The organism is Streptomyces sp. CA-179760, assembly GCF_050937045.1.
In the GTDB taxonomy this organism is placed as follows: domain Bacteria; phylum Actinomycetota; class Actinomycetes; order Streptomycetales; family Streptomycetaceae; genus Streptomyces.
In genome coordinates this window covers 5,303,714-5,326,340 of record NZ_JBNJLZ010000001.1, presented here as the reverse complement: position 1 = coordinate 5,326,340, position 22,627 = coordinate 5,303,714, and the positions used below count along the sequence as shown (strand labels likewise).

The 22,627-nt window shown below is 70.5% G+C and carries 18 protein-coding genes and 1 pseudogene; 9 read left to right on the top strand and 10 right to left on the bottom strand.

Features of this window, described 5'->3' with window-relative positions; translation table 11 throughout:
- Nucleotides 1–176 precede the first annotated feature (176 nt).
- Complete coding sequence (locus ACQEV8_RS24150) at nt 177–1,268, bottom strand: aspartate-semialdehyde dehydrogenase (RefSeq protein WP_432963691.1); 1,092 nt, start codon at nt 1,266–1,268, stop codon at nt 177–179.
- Entirely contained in the window at nt 1,268–2,560 is a 1,293-nt protein-coding gene (locus tag ACQEV8_RS24145; protein WP_432963688.1) for an aspartate kinase, read from the bottom strand. Before ACQEV8_RS24145 ends, ACQEV8_RS24150 begins: the two co-directional genes overlap by 1 nt.
- Nucleotides 2,561–2,795: 235 nt before the next feature.
- Here ACQEV8_RS24145 and ACQEV8_RS24140 point away from each other — a divergent pair, with 235 nt between their 5' ends.
- Nucleotides 2,796–3,491 (top strand): response regulator transcription factor, encoded by a 696-nt coding sequence (locus ACQEV8_RS24140; protein WP_432963685.1) that lies wholly within the window; start codon nt 2,796–2,798, stop codon nt 3,489–3,491.
- Nucleotides 3,488–4,828 carry a sensor histidine kinase gene (locus tag ACQEV8_RS24135; RefSeq protein ID WP_432963682.1) on the top strand — a complete coding sequence of 447 codons (1,341 nt, stop codon included), beginning with the start codon at nt 3,488–3,490 and terminating at the stop codon, nt 4,826–4,828. The genes ACQEV8_RS24140 and ACQEV8_RS24135 overlap by 4 nt, the downstream gene beginning before the upstream one ends.
- A 15-nt stretch (nt 4,829–4,843) precedes the next feature.
- Here ACQEV8_RS24135 and ACQEV8_RS24130 read toward each other — a convergent pair whose 3' ends face one another.
- A complete protein-coding gene (locus tag ACQEV8_RS24130; protein ID WP_432963679.1) occupies nt 4,844–5,383 on the bottom strand; it encodes an SgcJ/EcaC family oxidoreductase in 540 nt (179 codons plus the stop codon).
- 151 nt (nt 5,384–5,534) lie between these two features.
- On the opposite strand from ACQEV8_RS24130, the gene ACQEV8_RS24125 reads away from it, so the two are divergent.
- Nucleotides 5,535–6,371, top strand: coding sequence for a PhzF family phenazine biosynthesis protein (locus ACQEV8_RS24125; RefSeq protein WP_432963676.1), 837 nt, complete (start codon nt 5,535–5,537; stop codon nt 6,369–6,371).
- A 9-nt stretch (nt 6,372–6,380) separates the two neighbouring features.
- Here the strand turns inward: ACQEV8_RS24125 and ACQEV8_RS24120 are convergent, their stop codons facing one another.
- The 3 genes from ACQEV8_RS24120 to ACQEV8_RS24110 all read right to left on the bottom strand — a co-directional run bounded on the left by ACQEV8_RS24120 (nt 6,381) and on the right by ACQEV8_RS24110 (nt 8,083).
- Nucleotides 6,381–7,040, bottom strand: coding sequence for a DUF5063 domain-containing protein (locus tag ACQEV8_RS24120; protein ID WP_432963673.1), 660 nt, complete (start codon nt 7,038–7,040; stop codon nt 6,381–6,383).
- Complete coding sequence (recR, locus tag ACQEV8_RS24115) at nt 7,033–7,632, bottom strand: recombination mediator RecR (protein WP_003991835.1); 600 nt, start codon at nt 7,630–7,632, stop codon at nt 7,033–7,035. The genes ACQEV8_RS24120 and recR overlap by 8 nt, the downstream gene beginning before the upstream one ends.
- Before the next feature lie 109 nt (nt 7,633–7,741).
- Entirely contained in the window at nt 7,742–8,083 is a 342-nt protein-coding gene (locus ACQEV8_RS24110; RefSeq protein ID WP_078899404.1) for a YbaB/EbfC family nucleoid-associated protein, read from the bottom strand.
- Nucleotides 8,084–8,351: 268 nt separating this feature from the next.
- Here ACQEV8_RS24110 and ACQEV8_RS24105 point away from each other — a divergent pair, with 268 nt between their 5' ends.
- The gene (locus ACQEV8_RS24105) at nt 8,352–9,107 is read left to right on the top strand and encodes an SLATT domain-containing protein (protein ID WP_432963668.1); all 756 of its coding nucleotides are present in this window, start codon (nt 8,352–8,354) and stop codon (nt 9,105–9,107) included.
- A 10-nt stretch (nt 9,108–9,117) separates the two neighbouring features.
- Here ACQEV8_RS24105 and ACQEV8_RS24100 read toward each other — a convergent pair whose 3' ends face one another.
- From ACQEV8_RS24100 to ACQEV8_RS24085, 4 genes and pseudogenes are all read right to left on the bottom strand, one after another.
- Nucleotides 9,118–10,671, bottom strand: coding sequence for a substrate-binding domain-containing protein (locus tag ACQEV8_RS24100; RefSeq protein ID WP_432963665.1), 1,554 nt, complete (start codon nt 10,669–10,671; stop codon nt 9,118–9,120).
- A 144-nt stretch (nt 10,672–10,815) separates the two neighbouring features.
- A pseudogene (locus ACQEV8_RS24095) lies at nt 10,816–12,761 on the bottom strand (serine/threonine-protein kinase).
- A gap of 79 nt (nt 12,762–12,840) precedes the next feature.
- Complete coding sequence (locus ACQEV8_RS24090) at nt 12,841–13,299, bottom strand: MarR family winged helix-turn-helix transcriptional regulator (protein ID WP_432963662.1); 459 nt, start codon at nt 13,297–13,299, stop codon at nt 12,841–12,843.
- On the bottom strand, nt 13,296–13,901 hold the full coding sequence (locus tag ACQEV8_RS24085) for a type 1 glutamine amidotransferase family protein (protein WP_432963659.1): 606 nt from the start codon (nt 13,899–13,901) through the stop codon (nt 13,296–13,298). The genes ACQEV8_RS24090 and ACQEV8_RS24085 overlap by 4 nt, the downstream gene beginning before the upstream one ends.
- Before the next feature lie 166 nt (nt 13,902–14,067).
- Here ACQEV8_RS24085 and ACQEV8_RS24080 point away from each other — a divergent pair, with 166 nt between their 5' ends.
- The 5 genes from ACQEV8_RS24080 to ACQEV8_RS24060 all read left to right on the top strand — a co-directional run bounded on the left by ACQEV8_RS24080 (nt 14,068) and on the right by ACQEV8_RS24060 (nt 22,547).
- Nucleotides 14,068–15,423, top strand: a complete 1,356-nt coding sequence (locus ACQEV8_RS24080) for an aspartate aminotransferase family protein (RefSeq protein WP_432963656.1) — start codon at nt 14,068–14,070, stop codon at nt 15,421–15,423.
- Nucleotides 15,424–15,541: 118 nt separating this feature from the next.
- Nucleotides 15,542–16,240, top strand: a complete 699-nt coding sequence (locus tag ACQEV8_RS24075; RefSeq protein WP_432963653.1) for a GntR family transcriptional regulator — start codon at nt 15,542–15,544, stop codon at nt 16,238–16,240.
- A gap of 155 nt (nt 16,241–16,395) precedes the next feature.
- Nucleotides 16,396–17,046 carry a hypothetical protein gene (locus tag ACQEV8_RS24070; protein WP_432963651.1) on the top strand — a complete coding sequence of 217 codons (651 nt, stop codon included), beginning with the start codon at nt 16,396–16,398 and terminating at the stop codon, nt 17,044–17,046.
- Nucleotides 17,047–17,317: 271 nt separating this feature from the next.
- Nucleotides 17,318–21,925, top strand: coding sequence for an RHS repeat-associated core domain-containing protein (locus tag ACQEV8_RS24065; RefSeq protein WP_432963648.1), 4,608 nt, complete (start codon nt 17,318–17,320; stop codon nt 21,923–21,925).
- Nucleotides 21,926–21,980: 55 nt separating this feature from the next.
- The gene (locus ACQEV8_RS24060; protein ID WP_432963645.1) at nt 21,981–22,547 is read left to right on the top strand and encodes a hypothetical protein; all 567 of its coding nucleotides are present in this window, start codon (nt 21,981–21,983) and stop codon (nt 22,545–22,547) included.
- Nucleotides 22,548–22,627 lie beyond the last annotated feature (80 nt).

Below are 22,627 nucleotides of genomic sequence, written 5' to 3'. Positions count from 1 at the left end.
GCGTCCCCACGCCTGATGAAGCGCTTGCACGGTCGAAGGGCGACCGCAAAGACGCTCCCCGCCCTCCGCACGGTTGCGGGGGACGGGGAGATAAATCCTCTGATGCCGAAGCGCCCCGGACAAGTGGTCCGGACCATCGATCAGCTCACATGTCGTACACAGATCCTACAAACCGTCTACGACAACGACAGCTCGGCCGCCACCACCTCGGCGATCTGCGCGGTGTTGAGCGCGGAGCCCTTGCGCAGGTTGTCCCCGCACACGAAGAGTTCGAGCGCCGTGGGGTCGTCCAGCGCCCGCCGCACCCGCCCGACCCAGGTCGGGTCGGTGCCGACGACATCGGCGGGGGTCGGGAACTCCCCGGCGGCCGGGTTGTCGAACAGCACGACACCGGGCGCCGTGGCGAGGATCTCGCGGGCCTTGTCGACGGTGACCTCGCCCTCGAAGCGGGCGTGCACGGTCAGCGAGTGCGTGGTGATCACCGGCACCCGGACACAGGTGACGGCCACGGGCAGATCGGGCAGGCCGAGGATCTTGCGGGACTCGTCCCGGACCTTCAGCTCCTCGGAGGACCAGCCGTCCTCGCGCGCCGAACCGGCCCAGGGCACGACGTTCAGCGCGACCGGCTCCGGGAACGGTCCGGTGTCGTCACCGACGGCCCGCCGTACGTCACCGGGGCTGGTGCCCAGTTCCGTGCCGGCGACGAGAGACACCTGCCGCCGCAGGGTGGCCACGCCCTCACGCCCGGCGCCGCTGACCGCCTGGTACGAGGAGGCGACGAGCTCGCGCAGCCCGAACTCGGCGTGCAGCGCGCCCAGGGCCACGATCATGGAGAGCGTCGTGCAGCTGGGGTTGGCGATGATCCCGCGCGGCCGCATCCGCACGGCGTGCGGATTGACCTCGGGCACGACGAGCGGCACGTCCGGGTCCATCCGGAAGGTGCCGGAGTTGTCGACCACGACCGCGCCCTTGGCGACCGCCAGGGGCGCCCACCGCTCGGCGACCTCGTCGGGGACGTCGAACATGGCGACGTCGACCCCGTCGAAGGCCTCCTCGGTGAGCGCCATGACCTCGGTCTCCTCGCCGCGCACGGCCAGCTTGCGGCCGGCCGAGCGGGGGGAGGCGATCAGCCGGATCTCGCCCCAGACGTCGGCCCGCTGGGACAGGATCTGGCGCATGACCGTGCCGACGGCTCCGGTCGCGCCCACCACGGCAAGCGTCGGACGCCCGGACCTGCCGGTCCGGGCGTCCTGTCGGAGGTGGGCCATCAGCGGCCGGTGCCTCCGTAGACGACGGCCTCGTCGCTGTCGGAGTCGAGCCCGAAGGCGGAGTGCACGGCGCGGACGGCCTCGGGCACGTCGTCGGCGCGCGTGACGACCGAGATGCGGATCTCGGAGGTCGAGATCAGCTCGATGTTCACACCGGCGTCGGACAGCGCGCCGAAGAAGTCGGCCGTGACACCCGGGTTCGTCTTCATGCCGGCGCCGACCAGGGAGATCTTGCCGATCTGGTCGTCGTAGCGCAGCGAGTCGAAGCCGATGCCGGCCTTGTTCTTCTCCAGCGCGTCGATGGCCTTGCGGCCGTCGGTCTTCGGCAGCGTGAAGGAGATGTCCGTCAGGCCCGTGGAGGCCGCGGACACGTTCTGCACGACCATGTCGATGTTGAGCTCGGCGTCGGCGATCGTGCGGAAGATCGAAGCCGCCTCGCCCGGCTTGTCGGGCACACCGACGACCGTGACCTTGGCCTCGGAGGTGTCGTGCGCGACACCGGAGATGAGAGCCTGCTCCACCTGCTTTTCCCCTTGCGCTTGCGTCTTCTGGACAATCGGCTCGCTGCTGACCCAGGTGCCCTGGAGTCCGCTGAAGCTGGACCGGACGTGGATCGGGATGTTGTACCGGCGGGCGTACTCCACGCAGCGGTGGAGCAGCACCTTCGACCCGGACGCCGCCAGTTCGAGCATGTCCTCGAAGGAGATCCAGTCGATCTTCCGGGCCTTCTTCACCACACGCGGGTCGGCGGTGAACACGCCGTCGACGTCCGTGTAGATCTCGCACACGTCGGCGTCGAGGGCGGCGGCGAGAGCCACCGCCGTGGTGTCGGAGCCGCCGCGGCCGAGGGTGGTGATGTCCTTGGTGTCCTGGCTGACGCCCTGGAAACCGGCCACGATCGCGATGTTGCCCTCGTCCACCGAGGTCTTGAGCCGGCCCGGCGTGACATCGATGATGCGCGCTTTGTTGTGGACCGAGTCGGTGATGACACCTGCCTGGCTGCCGGTGAACGACTGGGCCTCGTGGCCCAGCTTTTTGATCGCCATGGCCAGCAACGCCATGGAGATCCGCTCTCCGGCGGTCAGCAGCATGTCGAGCTCGCGCCCGGCAGGCATCGGGGATACCTGCTCGGCGAGATCGATCAGCTCGTCCGTCGTGTCGCCCATCGCGGAAACCACGGCCACCACCTGGTGGCCGTTCTGCTTCGCTTCCACGATTCGCTTGGCGACGCGCTTGATGCCCTCGGCATCGGCTACGGAGGAGCCTCCGTACTTCTGCACGACAAGGCCCACGTGCGCTCCTCGCTCAATCCGTCTCTATCCGCTCATACGCATTCGTACCGCGGTCGGCTCAGTCTAACGAGCGTCCGAAAATCCCCTCCGCGATATCGCATGGTGAGATTTCCGGGGTACTCGTTCAGAGCTGCTCATGCCCACCTGGGCACAGGCCACGCGAGAAAGTGCCCGGCGTCACAATCGCCGCTCGGCCGACTCCGGTAAGCCAACTTTCAAGCACTAGGGTTCGGCTGTGCGCGTACTCCTGGTGGAAGACGATGAACCGGTCGCCGAATCCCTGCGCCGTGGCCTGAAGCGCTACGGCTTCGAGGTCGAGTGGGTGACCACGGGCGCGGCGGCGCTGCGGCACGAGGGCCCCTACGACGTCGTCCTGCTGGATCTCGGTCTGCCCGACACCGACGGCCTCGACGTCTGCAAGGCGCTGCGCGGGCGCGGCGACATCCCGATCATCGTGATCAGCGCCCGCAGCGACGAGACGGACCGGGTGGTGGGCCTGGAGCTCGGCGCGGACGACTACGTCTCCAAGCCGTTCGGCGTCCGGGAGGTCATCGCCCGGATACGAGCGGTCATGCGCCGCACGCAGGCCCGTACGCCCGGGACGGGCGCCCCCGCGACCGGCCCCGACCGCTACGGCACGCGCCTGACGATCGACCGCAAGGCGGCCCGGGTGCGCCTCGACGGCGAGGAGGTGGCCCTCGCGCCCAAGGAGTACGACCTGCTGGCCTTCCTCACCGAGGAGCCCGGGGCGCTGATGTCGCGCGAGCAGATCATGGAGGCGGTCTGGGACGCGAACTGGTTCGGGCCGACCAAGACGCTGGACGTGCACGTGGCGGCGCTGCGGCGCAAGCTCGCCGGGGCGATCGCGATCGAGGCGGTGCGCGGGGTCGGCTTCCGGCTGGAGATCGTCAAGGACGACGGGGCTTCATGAACCGGCAGCTCATCCGGAGTTACATCCTCCTGGTCGCGGTGGCCATCTTCCTGTTCACGGTGCCGGTCGCGTTCACCCTCACCAAGCAGCTGCGGGACGACACGAAGCAGTCCGTCCTGCGCGAGGCGAACACGATGGCGCTGCTGCTGAGCAACGGCACCGGCGCCTCGTGCGAGGCCCTGACCGAGGTGGCCAGGGCGTACGGCGACGTACAGGCGACGCCCACCGCCTCCTGTGACCCGAAGCTGCCGGAGCCCGCCGCGGACGAGGCGCTGACCCGGGCCACGGAGCAGAACGAGGTGACCACGGACTGGGGTTCCGACTTCGTCTGGGGCGAGCACCTGGAGGTCACCGTCCCCGCGCGGGACGACGCGGCCGTGCGGATCGTCTACTCGACCTCGGACATGACCAACCGGCTCTGGCAGATCTGGGGCTTCCGGGCCGGGCTCGCGGCGGCCGTGCTCGCGGCGGCCGCCGCGATCGGCGCGTTCGCCGCCCGCCGTATCACCCGGCCGCTGCGCCAGCTCAACGACATGGCCAGCAAGTTCAGTGACGGCGACCTGACGGCTCGCTCCCCGGTGACCGGGCCGGCGGAGACCCAGACCCTCGCCCGCACCCTCAACCAGGGCGCGGAACGCCTGGACACCCTGATCGCGGCCCAGCGCATCTTCGTGGCGGACGCGTCCCATCAGCTGCGCACCCCCCTCACCGCGCTGCGGCTGTCCCTGGACAACATCGCGGACGGCGTGGACGACGAGTTCGTACGCGAGGACGTGGAGCAGGCGACGGCCGAGGTGGTGCGCATGAGCCGCCTGGTCAACGGCCTGCTGGTGCTGGCCCGTGCCGAGGCCAAGGTGGCGGCGGCGGAGCCGCTCCCGCTGATGGACCTCGTGCGGGAGCGGCTCGCCGTGTGGAGACCGGCCGCCGACGAGCGCGGAGTCACCATCGCGCTCAGGGGGAGTATCGACGGCCGGCCGTCTGTGCTGGCCAGCCCCGGTCATCTGGACCAGATGCTGGACAACGTGCTCTCCAACGCCCTGGAGGTGTCACCGGACGGCGGGACGATCACCGTGCGCGTGGACCCCCGGGGCGATGTGGTGGGGGTGTCGGTCCTGGACGAAGGGCCCGGCATGTCGGACGCCGAGAAGTCCCGTGCCTTCGACCGCTTCTGGCGGGGCCAGGGCCTGACCGGGAAGTCGGGCTCGGGCCTGGGTCTCGCCGTCGTCCGGCAACTGGCGACGGACGACGGCGGGACCGTGGCGCTGACGGACGCCCCGGGCGGCGGCCTGTGCGTGACGATCACGCTACGGGCGGCGCCCCACCGGGGCGGCGGCTGAGGCCCCTTCAGGTGCTCACCCCTCGGGCATCTTCGAGGAGTGGTGGTTCACGATCAGCCAGGTGCCGTTCGGCTGCTTCTCGTAGGCGTACGTGTAGCGCGCCTTGACGTCGCTCTTCTCGCCCGACTTCGGGTCGGTGAGCGCGAACTCGTACACGCCGGTGTCGATCACGGTGTCCCGGTCGAGGACGTTGACGACGGACTCGATCTTCTTCCCGTGCGGCTTGTTCCGCAGGAAGTGCTCGAAGTAGTCGACGATCTCGGCTCTGTCGGTACGGACGTTGTCGGAGACGGTCGGCAGCAGGACCGCGTCCTTGGCGTACAGGTCGGCGACATTCTCCGGGTCACCCGTCAGCAGCGCGGCGTTCCAGGTGTCGAACAGCCCGAGCACCTGCGTCCTGGTCACCGTCTTGGCGGACTTCTTCGCGTGCCCGTCACGCGAGTCGGCTCCGGCGACCCCCGCGCCGGCGGCGAAGGTTCCGGCGGCGAGAACGGCCACACCGGTGACGACGGCGACGCGCTTGCGTATGGAGGTGGCTGCGGGGCGGCGGGTCATCGTCATCTCCGGTGAGGTCGAGTGGAGTTGCTGAAGTGACTCCAGACTCGCGTCTCACCGGTAAGGGGCCGTGCAGCGGACGTACAGGGGAGGTGCAAGGAGGGCCCAAATCACGCAGTGTGACCCTGGGGCCAGGCGCTACCGTCTGCGCATGGAGATATTGCGCTACGTGGCGTTCAGCACGGATCCCCAGGGCGGAAATCCGGCAGGTGTGGTGCTCGACGCCGCCGGGGCCGACGACGCGGCGATGCTGGCGACGGCGGCCGAAGTCGGTTACTCCGAGACGGCGTTCGTGGTGGCGTCCGACGACGGCACCCTGGACGTGCGGTACTTCAGCCCGCTCGCCGAGGTGCCGTTCTGCGGCCACGCGACGATCGCCACGGCCGTGGCCCACGCGGAGCGGCACGGCACCGGGCGTCTGCTGCTGCGCACCGCGGCGGGCCCGGTCACCGTCACCACCGACCGGTCGGCGGACGGCACCCTGGTGGCGACCCTGGTGAGCGTCGTCCCTCGTACGGCACCGATCGAGGAGGGCGACCTGGCCGAGCTGCTGGCGATCCTGGGCTGGTCCGAGGCGGACCTGGACCCGGCGCTGCCTCCCCGGGCGGCCTTCGCCGGAGCCTGGCACCCGGTCCTCGCCGCCGCGAGCCGGGAGCGGCTGGCCCGCCTGGACTACGACATGGAGGAACTCGGCACGCTCATGGCCCGCAGGGGCTGGACCACGGTCGACCTGGTCCGGCGTGAGTCCCCCACCGTCTTCCACGCCCGCAACCCGTTCCCGCCGGGCGGTGTGCCGGAGGACCCGGCCACGGGGGCGGCGGCGGCCGCGTTCGGCGGCTACCTGCGGGAACTCGGCCTCGTACCGGCCCCGGCCATCCTGACGGTCCACCAGGGAGCGGACATGGGGCGGCCGAGCACGATCACGGTGACGGTACCGGCGGAGACGGACACCGGAATCGCCGTGACCGGCCCGGCCGTACGGCTCTGACGCGGACCTCTACGTGGCCGGGCGCATGCCCAGGGGACCGCCGATCTCCTCCGCCATGACCCTGCCCGCCTCGAATTCCAGCGTGTCGTCGCCCATGCCCTGGTCGGTGTCCAGGCCGTCGAGTTCGGCGAGGGGCTGGTTGAGGCGGACGTGGGCGAGGACCGACTGGAGGGCGCGGAGGGTCGCGGAGGCGGTGGAGCCCCAGTTGGAGAAGTAGGAGAACTGCCACCACCACAGGGCCTCCGTGGTGCGGCCCGCACGGTAGTGGACCATGCCGTGGCGCAGGTCGGTGATGACGTCCGTGAGGTCGTCGGAGATCCGGGCCGGGACCGGGGCCTTGCGGGGCTCGTAGGGGTCGAAGACCTCGGAGTAGATGTCGATCGGGTCGAGGAGGCGGGCCAGGTTCTCCCGGAGTTCGTCGACGTCCGGCTCGGGGCCCGGGTCGGGCTCGTAGCGCTCGTCCGGCACGATGTCCTCGTGCGCGCCGAGCCGGCCGCCGGCCAGGAGGAGCTGGGAGACCTCCAGGAGGAGGAAGGGCACGGCCGATTCCGGCTCGTCGCCCTTCGCGACCTCGGTGACGGCGACCAGGAAACTCTCGACCTGGTCCGCGATCTGGACCGCGAAGTCGTCCGGGCTCTGGTCGGTCGCGTGCAGCGTGGCGTCAGACATCTAGGAGTCGTCTCCCCTCGAAGGCGCGGCCGAGAGTGACCTCGTCCGCGTATTCCAGGTCGCCACCCACCGGGAGGCCGCTGGCCAGGCGGGTGACCTTCAGGCCCATGGGCTTGATCATGCGGGCGAGGTACGTGGCGGTCGCCTCGCCTTCGAGATTGGGGTCCGTCGCCAGGATCAGCTCCGTGACCGTGCCGTCCGCCAGGCGGGCCAGCAGCTCACGGATCCGCAGGTCGTCCGGCCCCACCCCGTCGATCGGGCTGATCGCGCCGCCGAGGACGTGGTACCGGCCCCGGAACTCACGCGTGCGCTCGATCGCCACGACGTCCTTCGGCTCCTCGACCACGCAGATGACGGCGGGGTCGCGCCGGGTGTCGCGGCAGATGTTGCACAGCTCCTCCTGCGCGACGTTGCCGCAGGTCGCGCAGAAGCGGACCTTCGCCTTGACCTCCATGAGGGCCTGGGCGAGGCGCCGTACGTCCGTCGGTTCGGCCTGGAGGATGTGGAAGGCGATCCGCTGGGCGCTCTTGGGACCGACGCCGGGCAGCCGCCCCAGCTCGTCGATCAGGTCCTGGACCACGCCTTCGTACAACGGACTGCCCTTCCTGGGACTTCGAGTTCATCGGGGTCGTTCGTCGCGTACGGCCTTTCCGTACGTACGGTAGTTGTCCGCCGCCCGTCCGAGGAAGGCGGCGGGCGTCTCAGAACGGCAGACCGGGGATGCCGCCGCCGCCCAGGCCCTGCGCGAGCGGGCCCAGCTTCTGCTGCTGGAGCGCCTGCGCGTTCTCGTTGGCCGCCTGGACCGCCGCCACGACCAGATCGGCCAGCGTCTCGGTGTCGTCGGGGTCGACCGCCTTCGGGTCGATCTTCAGGGCGCGCAGTTCGCCGGCGCCGGTGACGGTCGCGGTCACCAGGCCGCCGCCCGCCTGCCCGTCGACCTCCGTCTGCGCCAGTTCCTCCTGTGCCTGCGCCAGGTCCTGTTGCATCTTCTGGGCCTGCTGGAGCAACTGCTGCATATTGGGCTGGCCACCACCGGGGATCACGATCAGCTCCTTGCTCGGTACGGGTTTTCCCGTTCGGCACGAGCCTACGTGGTCAGGCCTGCCGTCGCCCCAGCACTCTTTCGAGTGAGTCCCCCTCGCGCCCTATACCGGATCAAGGAATACTTCCGGGCGGAAAAGTGGCGAAAGCTGCGTCTTCGCCACCCATTGGGGGGTAGGAAGGGTCCGGCGCGTCAGGTGGATCGTTCGTCGCGCAGTGTGAGTCGGCGTGGACCGCGCGTGGTCGCTCGTGGTCAGTAGGGAGTGCCGGGTGGGTCAGCCGGAGATGCAGCCCGAGGTGCCGCCTCAGGACGGACGGGGCGAGGGGGCGTCCCGGCCGCGGCCGGGTGATCTGACCGGGCGGGCCTTTCCGCTCGGGGACTGGGGCGAGCCGGCGGTCCGGCTGGACGAGCTGTACCGGTGGGTGGAGCGCGGGGCGCTGCGGACGGCGGCCTGGTACCTCGAGGACCGGGTGTGGAAGCGGCGGTGCGCGCGGGTGCTGCGCTGCGGGGCCGCGGCGGGGGCGGTCACCGGCGTCGCGCTGCCCCTGCTGGATCTGACCGGGGCCGCGGGCGGAATCGCGCCCTGGGGGTGCCTGGCGCTGCTGCTGGCAGTGGCGTGTGTGGCCGCCGACCGGTACTTCGGGGTGACGTCGGGCTGGATGCGGGACGTGGCCACCGCGCAGGCCGTGCAGCGGCGGCTGCAGGCGCTGCAGTTCGACTGGGCGGCGGAGAGCGTACGGGAGGTGCTCGGGCCCGCCGAGGGGACGGCCGCCGAGGCCGCCGAGCGGTGTCTCGGGGTGCTGCGGAGGTTCACCGAGGACATGAGTGAGCTGGTCCGGGTGGAGACCGGGGACTGGATGGGCGAGTTCCGGGCCGGGGGCGCCCCGGTGGGGATGCAGGCGGTGGTGTTGTCCGGTGGGGGGCGGGGGGCTGAGGTGAGCGGTGTGAACGGGCGCTTCTCCGTGCCGCCGCCGGGGGGCGCGAGGCCGAACATGCCCCGGCAGCGGCCGCCGGAACCCAGGTGAGAGGGCGGGGTCAGTTCTCGTCGCCCTGCGCGCACAGGACGAGACCCTCCGGTGTCCAGCACGGCACGTGGCCGTGTGTGCGGGTGACGTCCTGGCCGTTGCCGCGGGAGAGGTACGTCAGGAAGCTCGACGCCAGGGAGTCCGCCGGGGGCCGGCCGTAGGTGTAGGCGTACTCGATCTCGCGGTACGGGTAGGCGCTCCTGCCGTGTTCGATGGCGTCGACGGAGGCGGGGTCGCCGTCCAGGCGCAGTGAGTGCAGGCCCTTGGCGCGGGCGGCCAGGTTGAGTTCGCTGTAGCCGACGGCGCCCGGGAGGCCGGCGACCGTGGTCAGCACCTGTTCCGTGGAGTCGAGTTCGCAGCGGATGACGGCCGCCGTCGGGTCGTCCTTGTGGACGCAGTCGACGGAGGAGTTGGCGATCTCGCCCCGGCCCAGCACCCGGCGTTGGAAGACCTGCCGCGTCCCGGAGCCCGCGTCCCGGCTGACCAGGTGCACAGGCAGGTCCGGGCCGCCGAGCTGCTTCCAGTTGCGGATCTCGCCCCGGTAGAGGCGCCGTACGTCCGCCGTGGACAGGTCCTTCAGGCCCACGTCGTCGTTGACGACCAGCGCGAAGACGGACACCGCCACCCGGTTCTCGCGCAGTTCGGGCAGGCCGGCCGGCTTGGGGCCGTCCGAAAGGGCCACCAAGGGCGGGGAGCCCCGCCCGTCCCGTGACGCCTCGGCGCCGGCCGCCGCGAGCTCCCGGATCCCGGCAGTCGAGCCGTGGGTGTCCACCTCGATGGCCGGGTCGCCGCCGCAGTCCCGCTCGTACTTGCGGGCCACCTCGCGCAGGACGGGCGCGAAGGCGGTCGAGCCGGTGAGGGTGAGGGTGCCGCTCGCGCAGCCGATCGGGGGCGGGGTGTCGTCCTGTACGACGACGATCGCCGCCAGGGTGACCACGCTCACCGTGAGCGCGATGGTGATCAGCCGCGCCGCCCGGCTGAACAGCGGCGGCTTGTCGTCCGGCGTGGCACTGCGGTTGGGGTGCACCTCGCCGTCGCGCAGGCCGCCGACCAGCCGGATCTCGTCGCCGACATCGCCGCCGGCGAGCAGCACGAGCAGCTTGAAGTGGTCGCCGCGGTTGAGCGGGACGCGGGGGATGCGCAGGGTGTTGCCGTCGTAGGCGAAGCCGCGGGCCGCGGTGAAGTGGTCCATGAGGTGGTCGGTGTCCGACGGCTGGGTCACCGAGACGCCCCGGACGGTGCGGCCGGCGAACACCGCGGTCAGACCGTGCAGTTCGGGGCCGGTGTAGTCGTCGCGGTCGATGCCCTGCGAGCCGTCGTTCTCGATGCGCAGCAGGACCAGGGTCGCGTCGGACATGTCCGGGGCCTCGTCGAACAGGCCGAGTCGGCGGTTGGCGCGGCCCGAGCGCACGTCGTCGCCGATGGGGTTGTCCATCTGCACGCGGTAGCCGACGCGTTTGCGGCGCGGCACCCGGCGCTCGTACCAGACCATGACGCCCGAGGCGATGATGCCGAGGAGGGCCGTCGCCACGGCCACGAGGTTCTCCGCGCTCAGCCACTCCATCGTGCGTGCCCCCGCCGCCGCCCGGACGAAATCGATCGTCTGGTCACCGTACGGCTGTACGAGCTGGTATCCGGATTTCTTCGGCTTGAATTCGCCGTACGTTCAACGACGTCGCTCAACGACCTCGTCGGCACCGGGAGTTGGTCACTGCTTCGAGTACGTCAGCCGCTCCCCGCTGCTCGTGTTCACGCGCTCGAGCGTGTAGTCCGTCAGGAGGGTGACCTCGGTGGCCTCGCCCGGTGTGCAGGCGGTGCGCGGCTGCCCGACGGTCACGGCGGACGGGCCGATCTTCAACGGGCCGTCGGAGCCGGGGTCGTCGGTCAGCTCGCCCTCGAACACGCAGTGGTAGGTGCCGCCTCCCTTGGTGGGGCCGTCCGCCACGAGGGACAGGACCGTGTCACCCTGCTCGCCCTGCCGGATGGTCAGGGAGCGGGTGTGCTGCCCGTCGGCGTTGTCGATGGTGGTGGTCCAGGTGCCGAGGTACGCCGTGGGGATCGCGCCGTCCGCCGGGGAGGCGGTGGTGTCCGGCCGCGAGGCCTCCGAGGAGGAACCGGAGTCCGTGGGGGCGCCGGTGTCCTGTGTGGGGGTGGAGCGGTCATCGGCCCGGTCGCCCTCACCGCCGCCCTGCATCAGCGCGTACACCGAGCCGCCCGCGGCCAGCGCGACGACCAGGGCGATCACGACGAGCAGCGCGGTGGAACGGCCGTTCCGGGACGGCTCCTGCGGGGGACCGTAGGGCGGGGGTGTGCCGTAGGGCGGTGGGCCGTAGGGCGGTGGGCCGTAGGGCGGGGTGGAGCCGAGGCCGCCGCCGTGGGCGGAGTACGCGGGTGCCGGGCCGTGGCCGGGCTGGGGGTGTTGCTGGGGGTAGCCATAACCCGGTGCCGGGTACGGGGGCGAGGGTGCATGTGGGCCGGGCGGTACGCCCTGGCTCGCGACCATGGTGGGCAGGTGGTTCAGCGGTGGGCCCTCGCCCGGTTGGCCCGGCGGGGGCGGAGCGGGGGGCGCGGTGGGTGCGGGGGTGCCTGTGGCACGGGGTTCGGTGACGATTCGTCGGCGGCCGGGGCATGTTCGGGGGTGGCGTCGGCTCCGATTTCCGGCTGCGGGCCGGTGGGAGCTGGTCGCGCCGACGCGGCGGAGCCGCCCATGTCACTGCCCCGCGCCCCTTGAGTCTCCGGATCCTCTGTTTCCAGCAATCGCACCGCGTGCCGCCCGAGTTGGGCCACCAGCGCGCTCGGCAGCCACGGGTCGAGGGCGCGGCCGTCGGAGACGGTTTCGTCCGCGCCCGTGCGTTCCAGGACGCGGTCGAGACTCGGGCGGGCGGCGGGGTCCTTGCGCAGACAGTCGCGGACCAGGTCGGCGATGCCCTCGGGGACGCCCGTCAGGTCCGGTTCCTCCTGGGCGATGCGGAACATCAGCGCGTGCACACCGCTGTTGGCCGTGCCGAAGGGCAGCGCGCCGGTCGCGGCGTAGGCGAGGACGGAGCCGAGGCAGAAGACGTCGCAGGCCGGGGTGATGCGGTCGCCCCGCACCTGCTCGGGCGCCATGAAGCCGGGCGATCCGACGAGCGCGCCGGTGCGTGTGAGCCCGCCGTCCGTCACGGTCTCCAGGGCGCGTGCGATGCCGAAGTCGATGACGCGCGGGCCGTCGATGGTGACCAGCACGTTGGACGGCTTGAGGTCGCGGTGGACGATGCCGGCGGCGTGGATGTCCTTCAGCGCGTGCGCGAGCCCGGCCGCGAGGATGCGGACCGTCCGCTCGGGCAGGGCACCGTGGTCGTGCCCGACGACCTGCTGGAGACTCGGCCCGGCGACGTACCCGGTGGCGACCCACGGCACGGTCGCCTCGGTGTCCGCGTCCAGCACCGGCGCCGTCCAGTGCCCGCCGACCCGCCGCGCGGCCCGCACCTCCTGCCGGAACCGCTCCCGGAACTCCTCCCGCGCGGCCAGTTCCTCGCGCACGAGTTTCACGGCGACCGTACGGCCCCGCTCCGAGCGCGCCAGATACACCTGCCCCATGCCGCCCGCGCCGAGCCGCGCCAGCAGCCGGTACGCACCGATCCGAGGCGGATCCCCGGGCCCCAGTTTCTCCATCGCTCAGCCGCCTTCCCCCCACACGTGAGCAACAGATCGAGAATAGTGCGGGGCCGGGGCGGGGTGACCTGGGCTACGTCTACGGTTCCGTAACAGGCGGACCCAGCTGGTCGAGCACGGTGGACAGGCGTTCCAGCAGCCGCACCGCCTCCGCCAGTTCCGCCTCCCCGAACGCCTCGGCCAGCCGGTCGGCGAAGGCCCCGTGTCCGGGGTCGATCCGGGCGATCGCCGCGCGCCCCTCCTCGGTCGGCGCGAGGAGCTTGGCGCGGCGGTGCGCGGGGTTGGGCCGGTACTCGGCGAGGCCGCGCTCCACGAGCAGGTCGGCGATGCGCTGCACGCTCTGGCGGGTGATGCCCATGGCGCGGGCGATGCCGGAGACGGGCAGCGGCTCGCCGAGGACCGCGCCGAGCACCTGCCACCAGGCGGCGGTGAGCCCGGCGGGCCGGGCCAGTTCCTCCGCGACGGCGAGGAACTGGCCGTTGAGCCTGAAGACACCGAGGGCGCTGCGGCTGAACAGGTCCTGACGCTCCCGGCTCACAGGGCGCCGGCCTTCTCCAGCACCGTGTACGCCGCCGGGTCGGAGTCGTGGAACAGCCGGTACCAGGCGTCGAGCACCTCACCCTCGTAGACCCCGAGCAGCCGGAGGATCTCCCGGGCGAAGGCGACGGGCTCGGTCGGGCCGGCCGTGACCAGGGGCCCGTCGGTGACGGCGTCGGTCTCGACGTAGCGCTCGCCGCCCGCGTAGCCGGTCGCGGCCAGGTAGAAGGAGACGGCGCTGGTGTGGTCACGGTCGTCGAGCAGGCCCTCCCGGGCCAGTCCGGCGGTGGCCCCGCAGATCGCGGCGACCGGCACGCCCGCTTCCAGGAAGGCCCGGGCCTTGCGGGCGAAGGGCGCGAGGTCGTCCGACGTGTCCCAGAGGTCGGCGCCCGGAAGGATCAGCAGGGCGCTGTCCTCGGGCCGTACGTCGTCCAGGGCCGCGTCGGGCTGGATGCGCAGTCCGCCGGTGCTGGTGACCGGGGCGGTGGTCGGGCCGACCGTGCGGACCGGGTGGCCGGCGCGGGCGAGCTGGACCGTGGCATGGCCGGTCTCCCAGTCGGCGAGGGTGTCGTAGACGGCGAGATGGACGGGCTTGGCGGTCATGACTCCTCCTGGAGTTCCAAGTATGACAACATACTGTCTAATCGACAGCATGTTGTCAATAGTCCCTGCACGACACCTCCCCGTCGACAACCTGTCGCGGAAACCCCCAGACCTCACACACGACGCCGATTTCCCGCCCGCGCCCCGCGTGCCTACGCTCGCCCGCATGACCCCTCAGCCGAACCCCGAAGCCGGTGCCGCCGTCAAGGCCGCCGACCGTGACCATGTGTTCCACTCCTGGTCCGCCCAGGAGCTCATCGACCCGCTCGCCGTCGCCGGCGCGGAGGGGTCGCACTTCTGGGACTACGACGGCAACCGCTACCTGGACTTCTCCAGTGGGCTCGTCTATACGAACATCGGCTACCAGCACCCCAAGGTCGTCGCCGCGATCCAGGAGCAGGCGGCGAAGATGACGACCTTCGCGCCCGCGTTCGCGATCGAGGCCCGCTCGGAGGCGGCACGGCTGATCGCCGAGCGGACCCCCGGCGACCTGGACAAGATCTTCTTCACCAACGGCGGCGCCGACGCCGTCGAGCACGCCATCCGCATGGCCCGTCTGCACACGGGCCGCCCCAAGGTGCTCTCGGCGTACCGCTCGTACCACGGCGGCACGCAGCAGGCCGTGAACCTCACCGGCGACCCGCGCCGCTGGGCCTCCGACAGCGGCACGGCCGGGGTCGCGCGCTTCTGGGCGCCCTACCTCTACCGCACGCGCTTCTACGCCGAGACCGAGGAGCAGGAGTGCGCGCGGGCGCTGGAGCACCTGGAGACGACGATCGCCTTCGAGGGGCCCTCGACCGTCGCGGCGATCATCCTGGAGACGATCCCGGGCACGGCCGGGATCATGCTCCCGCCGCCCGGCTACCTCGCCGGGGTGCGCGAGATCTGCGACAAGTACGGGATCGTCTTCGTCCTGGACGAGGTCATGGCCGGGTTCGGACGGACCGGTGAGTGGTTCGCGGCCGACCTGTTCGACGTGACGCCCGACCTGCTGACCTTCGCGAAGGGCGTGAACAGCGGATACGTGCCGCTGGGCGGTGTCGCGATCTCCGGTGCGATCGCGGAGACGTTCGGGAAGCGGCCGTACCCCGGCGGTCTGACCTACTCCGGGCACCCGCTGGCGTGCGCCGCCGCCGTCGCGACGATCAATGTCATGGCGGAGGAGGGCATCGTCGAGAACGCGGCCCGGCTGGGCGCCTCCGTCGTCGGGCCGGAGCTGCGCGCGCTCGCCGAGCGGCACCCGAGCGTCGGCGAGGTGCGCGGCGCCGGCATGTTCTGGGCGCTGGAGCTGGTGCGGAACAAGGAGACGCGCGAGCCGCTGGTGCCGTACAACGCGGCGGGGGAGGCGAACGCGCCGATGGCCGCCTTCGCGGCCGCCGCGAAGGGCGGCGGGCTGTGGCCGTTCGTGAACATGAACCGGACGCATGTGGTGCCGCCCTGCAACATCAGCGAGGCGGAGCTGAAGGAGGGCCTCGCGGTGCTGGACACAGCGCTGTCGGTGGCCGACGAGTACACCGTGTAAACAACTGTAAACCCGTCAGTAACCGACAACCTCGGGCGTCATTCGAACGCGTAAGGTGGCGTGCTCGTAGACATATACGTGCACGCCACCCGAACGCGACGAGGGAGACGCCCTGACCATGCCCGGCAGTACCGGCAACGGCGCCGTGACGCGCAGCACCCTGCGCCAGCAGATCGCGGACGCGCTTCGTGACGAGGTGCTGGCCGGACGGCTCCAGCCGGGGCAGGAGTTCACGGTCAAGGAGATCGCCCAGCAGTACGGGGTGTCCGCGACGCCGGTGCGCGAGGCCCTGGTCGACCTCTCCGCGCAGGGGCTCCTCGACGCCGACCAGCACCGCGGCTTCCGGGTCCACGAGTACTCGGCCGAGGACTTCCGCGGCATGATCGAGGCCCGCGACCTGGTCATCGAGGGGATGTTCCACGCCCTGACCTCCGGGCAGCGGGACTCCCTCCAGCCCGACCATCCCCGGGTCGCCGCCGTGCTCGCCGGGGTCCGGCGGCGCGGCGAGGAGGCCCAGCGGGCCGCCGCGGCCGGTGACCTCACCGTCCTCATCGGTTACGACCTGCGCTACTGGCGCGAGCTCGCGGCCCTCTTCGGCAACTCGTACCTGGGCGACTTCCTGCACCGGCTGCGCGTCCAGACCTGGGTGGGCGCGGTGCAGCATCTGCGCCGGCTCCCCGATCTGCGCGGCGAGCTGTGGGCCGGTCACACCGCTCTGGCCGACGCCCTGGCCGCCCAGGACACCGGCACCGCCCGGGCGATCATCGCCGGCTACAACGCGCACTCACTCGCGCTGATCGAGCGGCTCGCCTCCTAGGGACTCCAGACAGGCCCTCCCGGCCTGCGTCGCATCTGTTCGTATGGGTATGGGACATGCACGGCAGGAGCCTCTGCCGTGCCGCACCGATACCCTTCCCTGACCACCGTGCTACCCGACGCCACCCGACCGCTGAGCTGATCGAGGAGCCTTCTTTGGCCTGTGACCTGTGGCTGGTACCGCTTGTCGACGTCTTGTGCCACACGCCGGACAACCCGTTCGCCGAGGAACTCGCGCAATACAACAAGGTGCTCGCCGAGGCCGGGTTGCCGCCGGTGCCGGTGTACCAGTACATGCCGGGCCTGTCCGGCGAGGTCGCCCCGGTCGCGGGCTTCGACTACGACGCGCTGCACTTCCTGCGCCGCGCCTATCTGCTCCAGGTGTGCGGCCTGCCGGTGACGCCCGTGGGCGAACTGGGCGGAGACTACGAGCAGTTGCTGGAGATGTTCGAGTCGACGGCCCAGCAGTCGCACCTCGTGTGGCACTACGACCACGCGGGAGCGTACGTCCCCGTCGACTTCCCCAGCCCGCTCGCCGACGACGATCTCCTCGCGGGCGGCGGCCCGCTGGGCTCCTCGCACGCCCTGCTGCGCGAGCTGGAGACGGTCGCCCCCGCGCTCGGCATCGACCCGGCCAACCCACCGGCGGCCCCCCAGGCACCGCTGGCTCCCACGGAACTGGAGGAACCCGCCGTCCCCGCGCCGTACGACCCCAGCCCGTTCGCCCGCGAACGGCACGTCTGGCTCGGGCTGCACGCGGCGGTCACCCGGAGTCTGGCGCAGGGGTCGATGATCGTCTTCAGCTGATGACCGCCTTCGGCTGATGAGCGTCTTCGGCTGATGAGCGTCTTCGGCTGAGGTCGGCGCAGCCGGGACGGCTCCTTCTCGAGGTCGTCGCTGTTCTTGATCTGACAGACCGGGTTTGCGGTAAACATCCGTTTGCCGCTCCCGTCAGGGGACGCCGGGACGCCACCGGCAGCCCATCGGTCGCAAGAGGGCCGTTCGCCGAATTTCCATGGCATGTAAGTTCACATGTGCATACGGATGTTGAAGGTGCACAGGTGACGGGGGTTGCGGTATGGCGGGGCACAGGCCGGCGGATTGGCATGTCCTGGACTTGGACAAGGATCCGACCCCTGGTGATCCGCAGCGGGTGCGTTCGCTTGCGAAGCAGTTGCATGACTTCGCCGACGATGTCTCCGACGCGTTGCGTCTGGTCAAGGGCATGGCGGGGGAGGGCACACTTCTGGAGTGGGCGGGCAAGTCCGCGGATGTGTTCAAGGAGGACTTCGCGGATGTCCCGAAGAACCTGAAGAAGCTGAAGAAGTCGTACGAGATGTGCGGTGACGCGCTCTCTGATTTCTGGCCGAAGCTGGAGCGGGCTCAGTCGCTGGCGGACAAGGCGCTACGCAAGGGCCGTGAGGCCCGTGACAGCCTCTCCTCGGCTCAGTCGAAACTGACCTCGGCCGACTCGTGGGTGACGCGGGCCGGCAAGGAGGCGGACAAGTACAAGGACGACCCCACCGGCAGCAAGTCCGACGCGGACAAGCCGGACGAGGCCAAGGTCCGTGCCGCCACCCGTGACGTCCAGCACGCCGAATCGGCTCAGTCGAAGGCGCAGTCGGATGTATCCGATGCCCAGGACGCTCTGGCCGCGGCGAAGAAGATGGCCGCGGATGCCCGCACGATGCGTGATGAGGCGGCGCGCGAGGCGAAGTCGAAGATCGACGAAGCGTCCGACGCGGGTATTCAGAACCGGTCGTGGTGGGAGGAGGCCGGCGACTGGTTCGTCGACAACTGGGACACCATCGTCGCGGTGTGCAAGGTCGTGGTCGCCGTGGTCGGCATCGTGGCGATGATCATCGGAGGGCCGATCCTGGGCGCGATCGTGTTGGTCGCCGCGCTCGTCGTGCTCGCCGACACGCTCTACAAATATTCCAAGGGACAGGCGTCTCTATGGGACGTGGGGTTCGCGGCCCTGGACTGCATACCCGGCATGAAAGGCCTGACCACCCTCGGCGGACTCGCCAAGGGCCTCAAGGGCGGAATGGCCGCGATGAAGGGCCTCAGGGGCGGTCTGAAGGGGATGGGGCTCGCCGTGCGCGGGCTGGGCAAGAACGCCCGGGGCATGATCACCGACGGCGCGAAGGGCGCGTACAACCGGCTCAAGAGCGTCGTCCGTTCCGACGGCAGCGACCCAGTGGACATGGCCACCGGAACCATGTTCCTGCCGGTCACCGACGTCACCCTCCCAGGAGTGCTGCCGCTGGCCTTCACTCGTCGAGTGGCCTCGGACTACCGGTGCGGGTGGTGGTTCGGTCCCACCTGGGTCTCCACCATCGACCAGCGACTGGAGATCGACGAGGAGGGCATCGTCTTCGTCACCGAGGACGGCATGCTCCTTGAGTACCCGCACCCGGAGGGGGCGGGTGAGTCCGTGTCTCCTACGGCGGGCCCGCATTGGCCGCTCACCCGGCAGGACGACGGCGGCTACCGCGTCGAGGACCGGCTCGCCGGACACACTCGCCACTTCCTGCCTCCGCATCATGGCATCGCTCTGCTCGGCCGGCTGTCGGACCGCAACAGCAACACCGTCACCTTCGACTACGACGAGTACGGCGCCCCTCTAGCCGTCCGGCACTCGGGCGGCTACCGCCTCAACCTCGCCACCGACGACGATCGCGTCACAGCCCTCAGCCTGGCCGACGCCGCCGAGGACGGCTCCGACGTCGTCATCAAGCGGTACGAGTACTCGGACGGCAGCCTCACCGGTACGGTCAACTCGTCCGGTCTGCCGTTGCGGTTCACGTACGACGAACGGTTGCGGGTCACATCCTGGACCGACACCAACAACAGCCGCTACTCGTACAGCTACGACGACAAGGACCGCTGCGTCGCAGAGGGCGGCGAGGCCGGCCACATCGCGATCACCCTCGACTACGACGGAGCCGACCCCGCCTGGCCCGGCTGCCGCATCACCACCCTCACCACGGCAGAGGGTGCTGTCACGCGCTTCGTCGTCAACTCCATCTGCCAGGTGGTCGCCCGGGTGGACCCCCTGGGGAACACCACCCGGACGACCTATGGCGAACGCCATCAGGAGGAGTCGGTCACCGACGCGCTCCACCGGACCACGCACTATCTCCGCAACGAGCTGGGACAGCCCCTCACCATCACGTATCCGGACGGGGCCACGGCCGGTTTCCGCTACGACCACAACGGCAGAGCCACCTCATCTGTTCACGCGGACGGAAGCACCTGGCGACGGGAGTACGACGAGAGGGGCAACTGCGTATCGGTCACGGAACCCACCGGTTCCACGATCCAGTACAGCTACGACCACGCCGGGCACCTGAGGTCGGTGACCGACCCCCTGGGAAACACGACCGGGATCGAGACCAACGCTGCCGGCCTGACCACCCGGCTGGCCGATGCGCGGGGCGGGGTCGAGTGGCGCCGCTATGACGCTTTCGGCCGGGTCGCCGCGGTCGGAGACTCCACGGGCAGCGAGGCCCGTCTGTGGTGGACGGTGGAGGGGGGCGTCGCGCGGTGGCAAGGGCCTGGCGGAGCCCAGGAGTCCTGGGAGTACGACGGCGAGGGCAACTGCGTACGACACACCGACGCCTGCGGCGGATCCACTTCGTACGAGTACACGCACTTCGACCTCCTCGCGGCCAGGACCGGACCTGACGGAGGGCGGTACACCTACGAACACGACACCTCCCTGCGCCTGACCGAGGTCGTCAACCCCCAAGGGCTGACCTGGAGGTACACGTACGACGCGGCCGGGCAGATCGTGTCGGAGTCCGACTTCGACGGTCGCACGGTCGACTACGAATACGACGCCGCCGGCCGGATCGCCGCCAGGGAGAACGCACTCGGGCAGCGCGTCACCTACGAGCGGGACGTGCTCGGACAAGTGGTGGCGAAGAACGCCGACGGAGCCATCACCCGGTACGAACACGACACCATGGGGCGCTTGCTGAGTGCCGCAGGACCTGACTCATCCGTGTCCCTGGAACGCGATGCTTGGAGCAGGATCGTCGCGGAGCGTGTCGACGGCCGTGCTCTGACCTTTGCCTACGATGCCCTCGGCCGACGGACCCGGCGTGTGACACCGGCGGGTGAGGTGTCCGAGTACGCCTACGATCCGTATGGGCGTAGGGCCGCGCTGAACACCGGCGGACACACACTGCGGTTCGGCCACGACATCACCGGACGGGAGATCGCCCGTGAGGTGGACGGGGCGCTCGCCGTCCACACCCGGTGGAACTCGGCCGGTCTGCCCGCCGAACAGACCGCCGTGACACCCCACGGAACACTCCAGAGCCATCGCTACGTCCGACGCGCCGACGGCCACGTCGTAGGGGTGGAGGATCCGCAGAACGGGGCGCGCCGGATCGACCTGGACCCGGTGGGCCGCGTCGTAGAGGTGAGCGCGGCGAACTGGAGCGAAACGTACGCCTACGACGCTGCCGGGAACCAGACCGACGCCGCCTGGCCGGATAGCCATCCGGCCCCGGAGGCGCGCGGCTTCCGCACCCACACGGGCACCCGCGTCACCCGGGCGGGCGGGATGCGCTATGAGTACGACGCCGCCGGCCGGATGGTGGCCCGACACCGCAAGCGCTTGTCTCGACGGCCCGAGACGTGGCGTTACGCCTGGGACGCGGAGGACCGGCTGACCTCCGTCGTGACACCCGACGGTGTGGTCTGGCGCTATCGGTACGACGTCTTCGGGCGCCGCCTCGCCAAGCAGCGAATGGCGGAAGACGGCACGTCCATCGCCGAGGAGACCCGGTTCACCTGGGACGGCGACACTCTCGTCGAGCAAACCGCCACTGGCGGAGGGTTGCCGCACACCGTCACCCTGGCCTGGCACTACGAAGGGCTGCAGCCGGTCGCGCAGACGGAACGTCTGACGAACGCGGCGACCCAGGAGGAGATCGACTCCCGGTTCTTCGCCATCGTCACGGATCTCGTGGGTACGCCGACGGAACTGGTGGACGAGCAGGGGAACGTCGCGTGGCGCGCCCGGTCCACGCTGTGGGGCGGCGCCTCCTGGCCACGGCAGAGCACCGCCTATACACCCCTGCGTTTCCCCGGCCAGTACCACGACACCGAAACCGGGCTGCACTACAACCAGCAGCGGTACTACGACCCCAGCGTCGGCCGCTACATCTCGCCCGACCCCCTGGGGCTGAGCGCTGCGCCGCATCCCACGGCCTATGTGCCGAACCCCTGGGCAGGTACGGACCCGCTGGGGCTGGCGCCCTACGAGGCCTTCTACCGGGTGATGTCGGAGAAGGAGTTCTCGCGGCTCGGCCCGAAGGGAGAGATCACTCCCCGGGGAGAGAACTTCGTGACGCAGGAGTCCGACTACGTCACCGGGATCGCGGAACGGTTCGCCCGACGTGGGGGCCGGAACGCGCAGAAGTACACCCATCTCGTGCGGTACGAGATGGAGCCCGGAACACGGGACGCGCTCATAGCCGCGGGACGCGGTTCGGGGGACAACATCGCCGCGATCCGCGAAAGCTTCGGTATCCATCTCGACGAGATCGGCGAGAGCACCCAGTTCGTCCATGTGAAGCTGGAGCGGGGCGGGCTGAACTTCGGCCTCCGTGAGGGATCCGCCCATGTGTTCAACTCGAACATTCTGAGAATGACGCACGAACTGCTGTGACCGCGCACCAGCGCTCAACGGGGTTGCCCGAACCGGAATCAGGAGAACGACACAGATGTCAGGTGACGCGGTGGAAGCGAACACGCCGATGGAGCGGGCGGACTCGGTCATCGTCGGCCGTGGGTATGTCGGGCGGGAGCGCGCCGAGGAGGTCGCTGTCGCGGTCCCCGAGGCGCGTACTGACATCCTCGGCTGGCTGCGGACCGTATCGGAAGCAGGGGACTGGCGGCGGTTCGAACGGCTGGCGGGCGTGGCGGTCCACCTGCACCCCGAGGGCCTCGCCCCTCTGCTGGCTTCCGCACTCACCTCGCCGGCCGCTGGGATGAACAGCGAGGACCTGGTCGACATGCTCGGTGAGCTGCGGGCTCCGGAGGGGGTGGAGCCGATCTCCTCACTCGTTCAGGAGAAGAGGGACGTGGACGGGCCCTTCTTCTCCTTTTGCGTCAAGGGCATCCAGGCGCTCGGGGAGATCGGCGGTGCCGACGCCGAGCGGTTTCTGAGGAGCATCGCCATGAGTGAGCCGGGCTCATGGCCCGACACTCTGCGCTGGCACGCGGCGGAGGAACTGGGCATCGAGGACGAACTCGGTTTCGACGAGGACGACATGCTCGGCGGTGCGTAGGCCCCCGGCCCCACCGTCCCGGGGGTGCGCGGAACCGTCGGCGGCCGGGTCTCGCAGGAGAGCCGGCCGCCGGTGGATGC

Coding starts and splice junctions, on each gene's coding strand:
- ACQEV8_RS24150 (WP_432963691.1), bottom strand. CDS start 1,268: ATGGCCCACCTCCGACAGGACGCCCGGACCGGCAGGTCCGGGCGTCCG.
- ACQEV8_RS24135 (WP_432963682.1), top strand. CDS start 3,488: ATGAACCGGCAGCTCATCCGGAGTTACATCCTCCTGGTCGCGGTGGCC.
- ACQEV8_RS24130 (WP_432963679.1), bottom strand. CDS start 5,383: ATGACCCGCCGCCCCGCAGCCACCTCCATACGCAAGCGCGTCGCCGTC.
- ACQEV8_RS24125 (WP_432963676.1), top strand. CDS start 5,535: ATGGAGATATTGCGCTACGTGGCGTTCAGCACGGATCCCCAGGGCGGA.
- ACQEV8_RS24120 (WP_432963673.1), bottom strand. CDS start 7,040: ATGTCTGACGCCACGCTGCACGCGACCGACCAGAGCCCGGACGACTTC.
- ACQEV8_RS24100 (WP_432963665.1), bottom strand. CDS start 10,671: ATGGAGTGGCTGAGCGCGGAGAACCTCGTGGCCGTGGCGACGGCCCTC.
- ACQEV8_RS24085 (WP_432963659.1), bottom strand. CDS start 13,901: ATGACCGCCAAGCCCGTCCATCTCGCCGTCTACGACACCCTCGCCGAC.
- ACQEV8_RS24080 (WP_432963656.1), top strand. CDS start 14,068: ATGACCCCTCAGCCGAACCCCGAAGCCGGTGCCGCCGTCAAGGCCGCC.
- ACQEV8_RS24075 (WP_432963653.1), top strand. CDS start 15,542: ATGCCCGGCAGTACCGGCAACGGCGCCGTGACGCGCAGCACCCTGCGC.
- ACQEV8_RS24065 (WP_432963648.1), top strand. CDS start 17,318: ATGGCGGGGCACAGGCCGGCGGATTGGCATGTCCTGGACTTGGACAAG.
- ACQEV8_RS24060 (WP_432963645.1), top strand. CDS start 21,981: ATGTCAGGTGACGCGGTGGAAGCGAACACGCCGATGGAGCGGGCGGAC.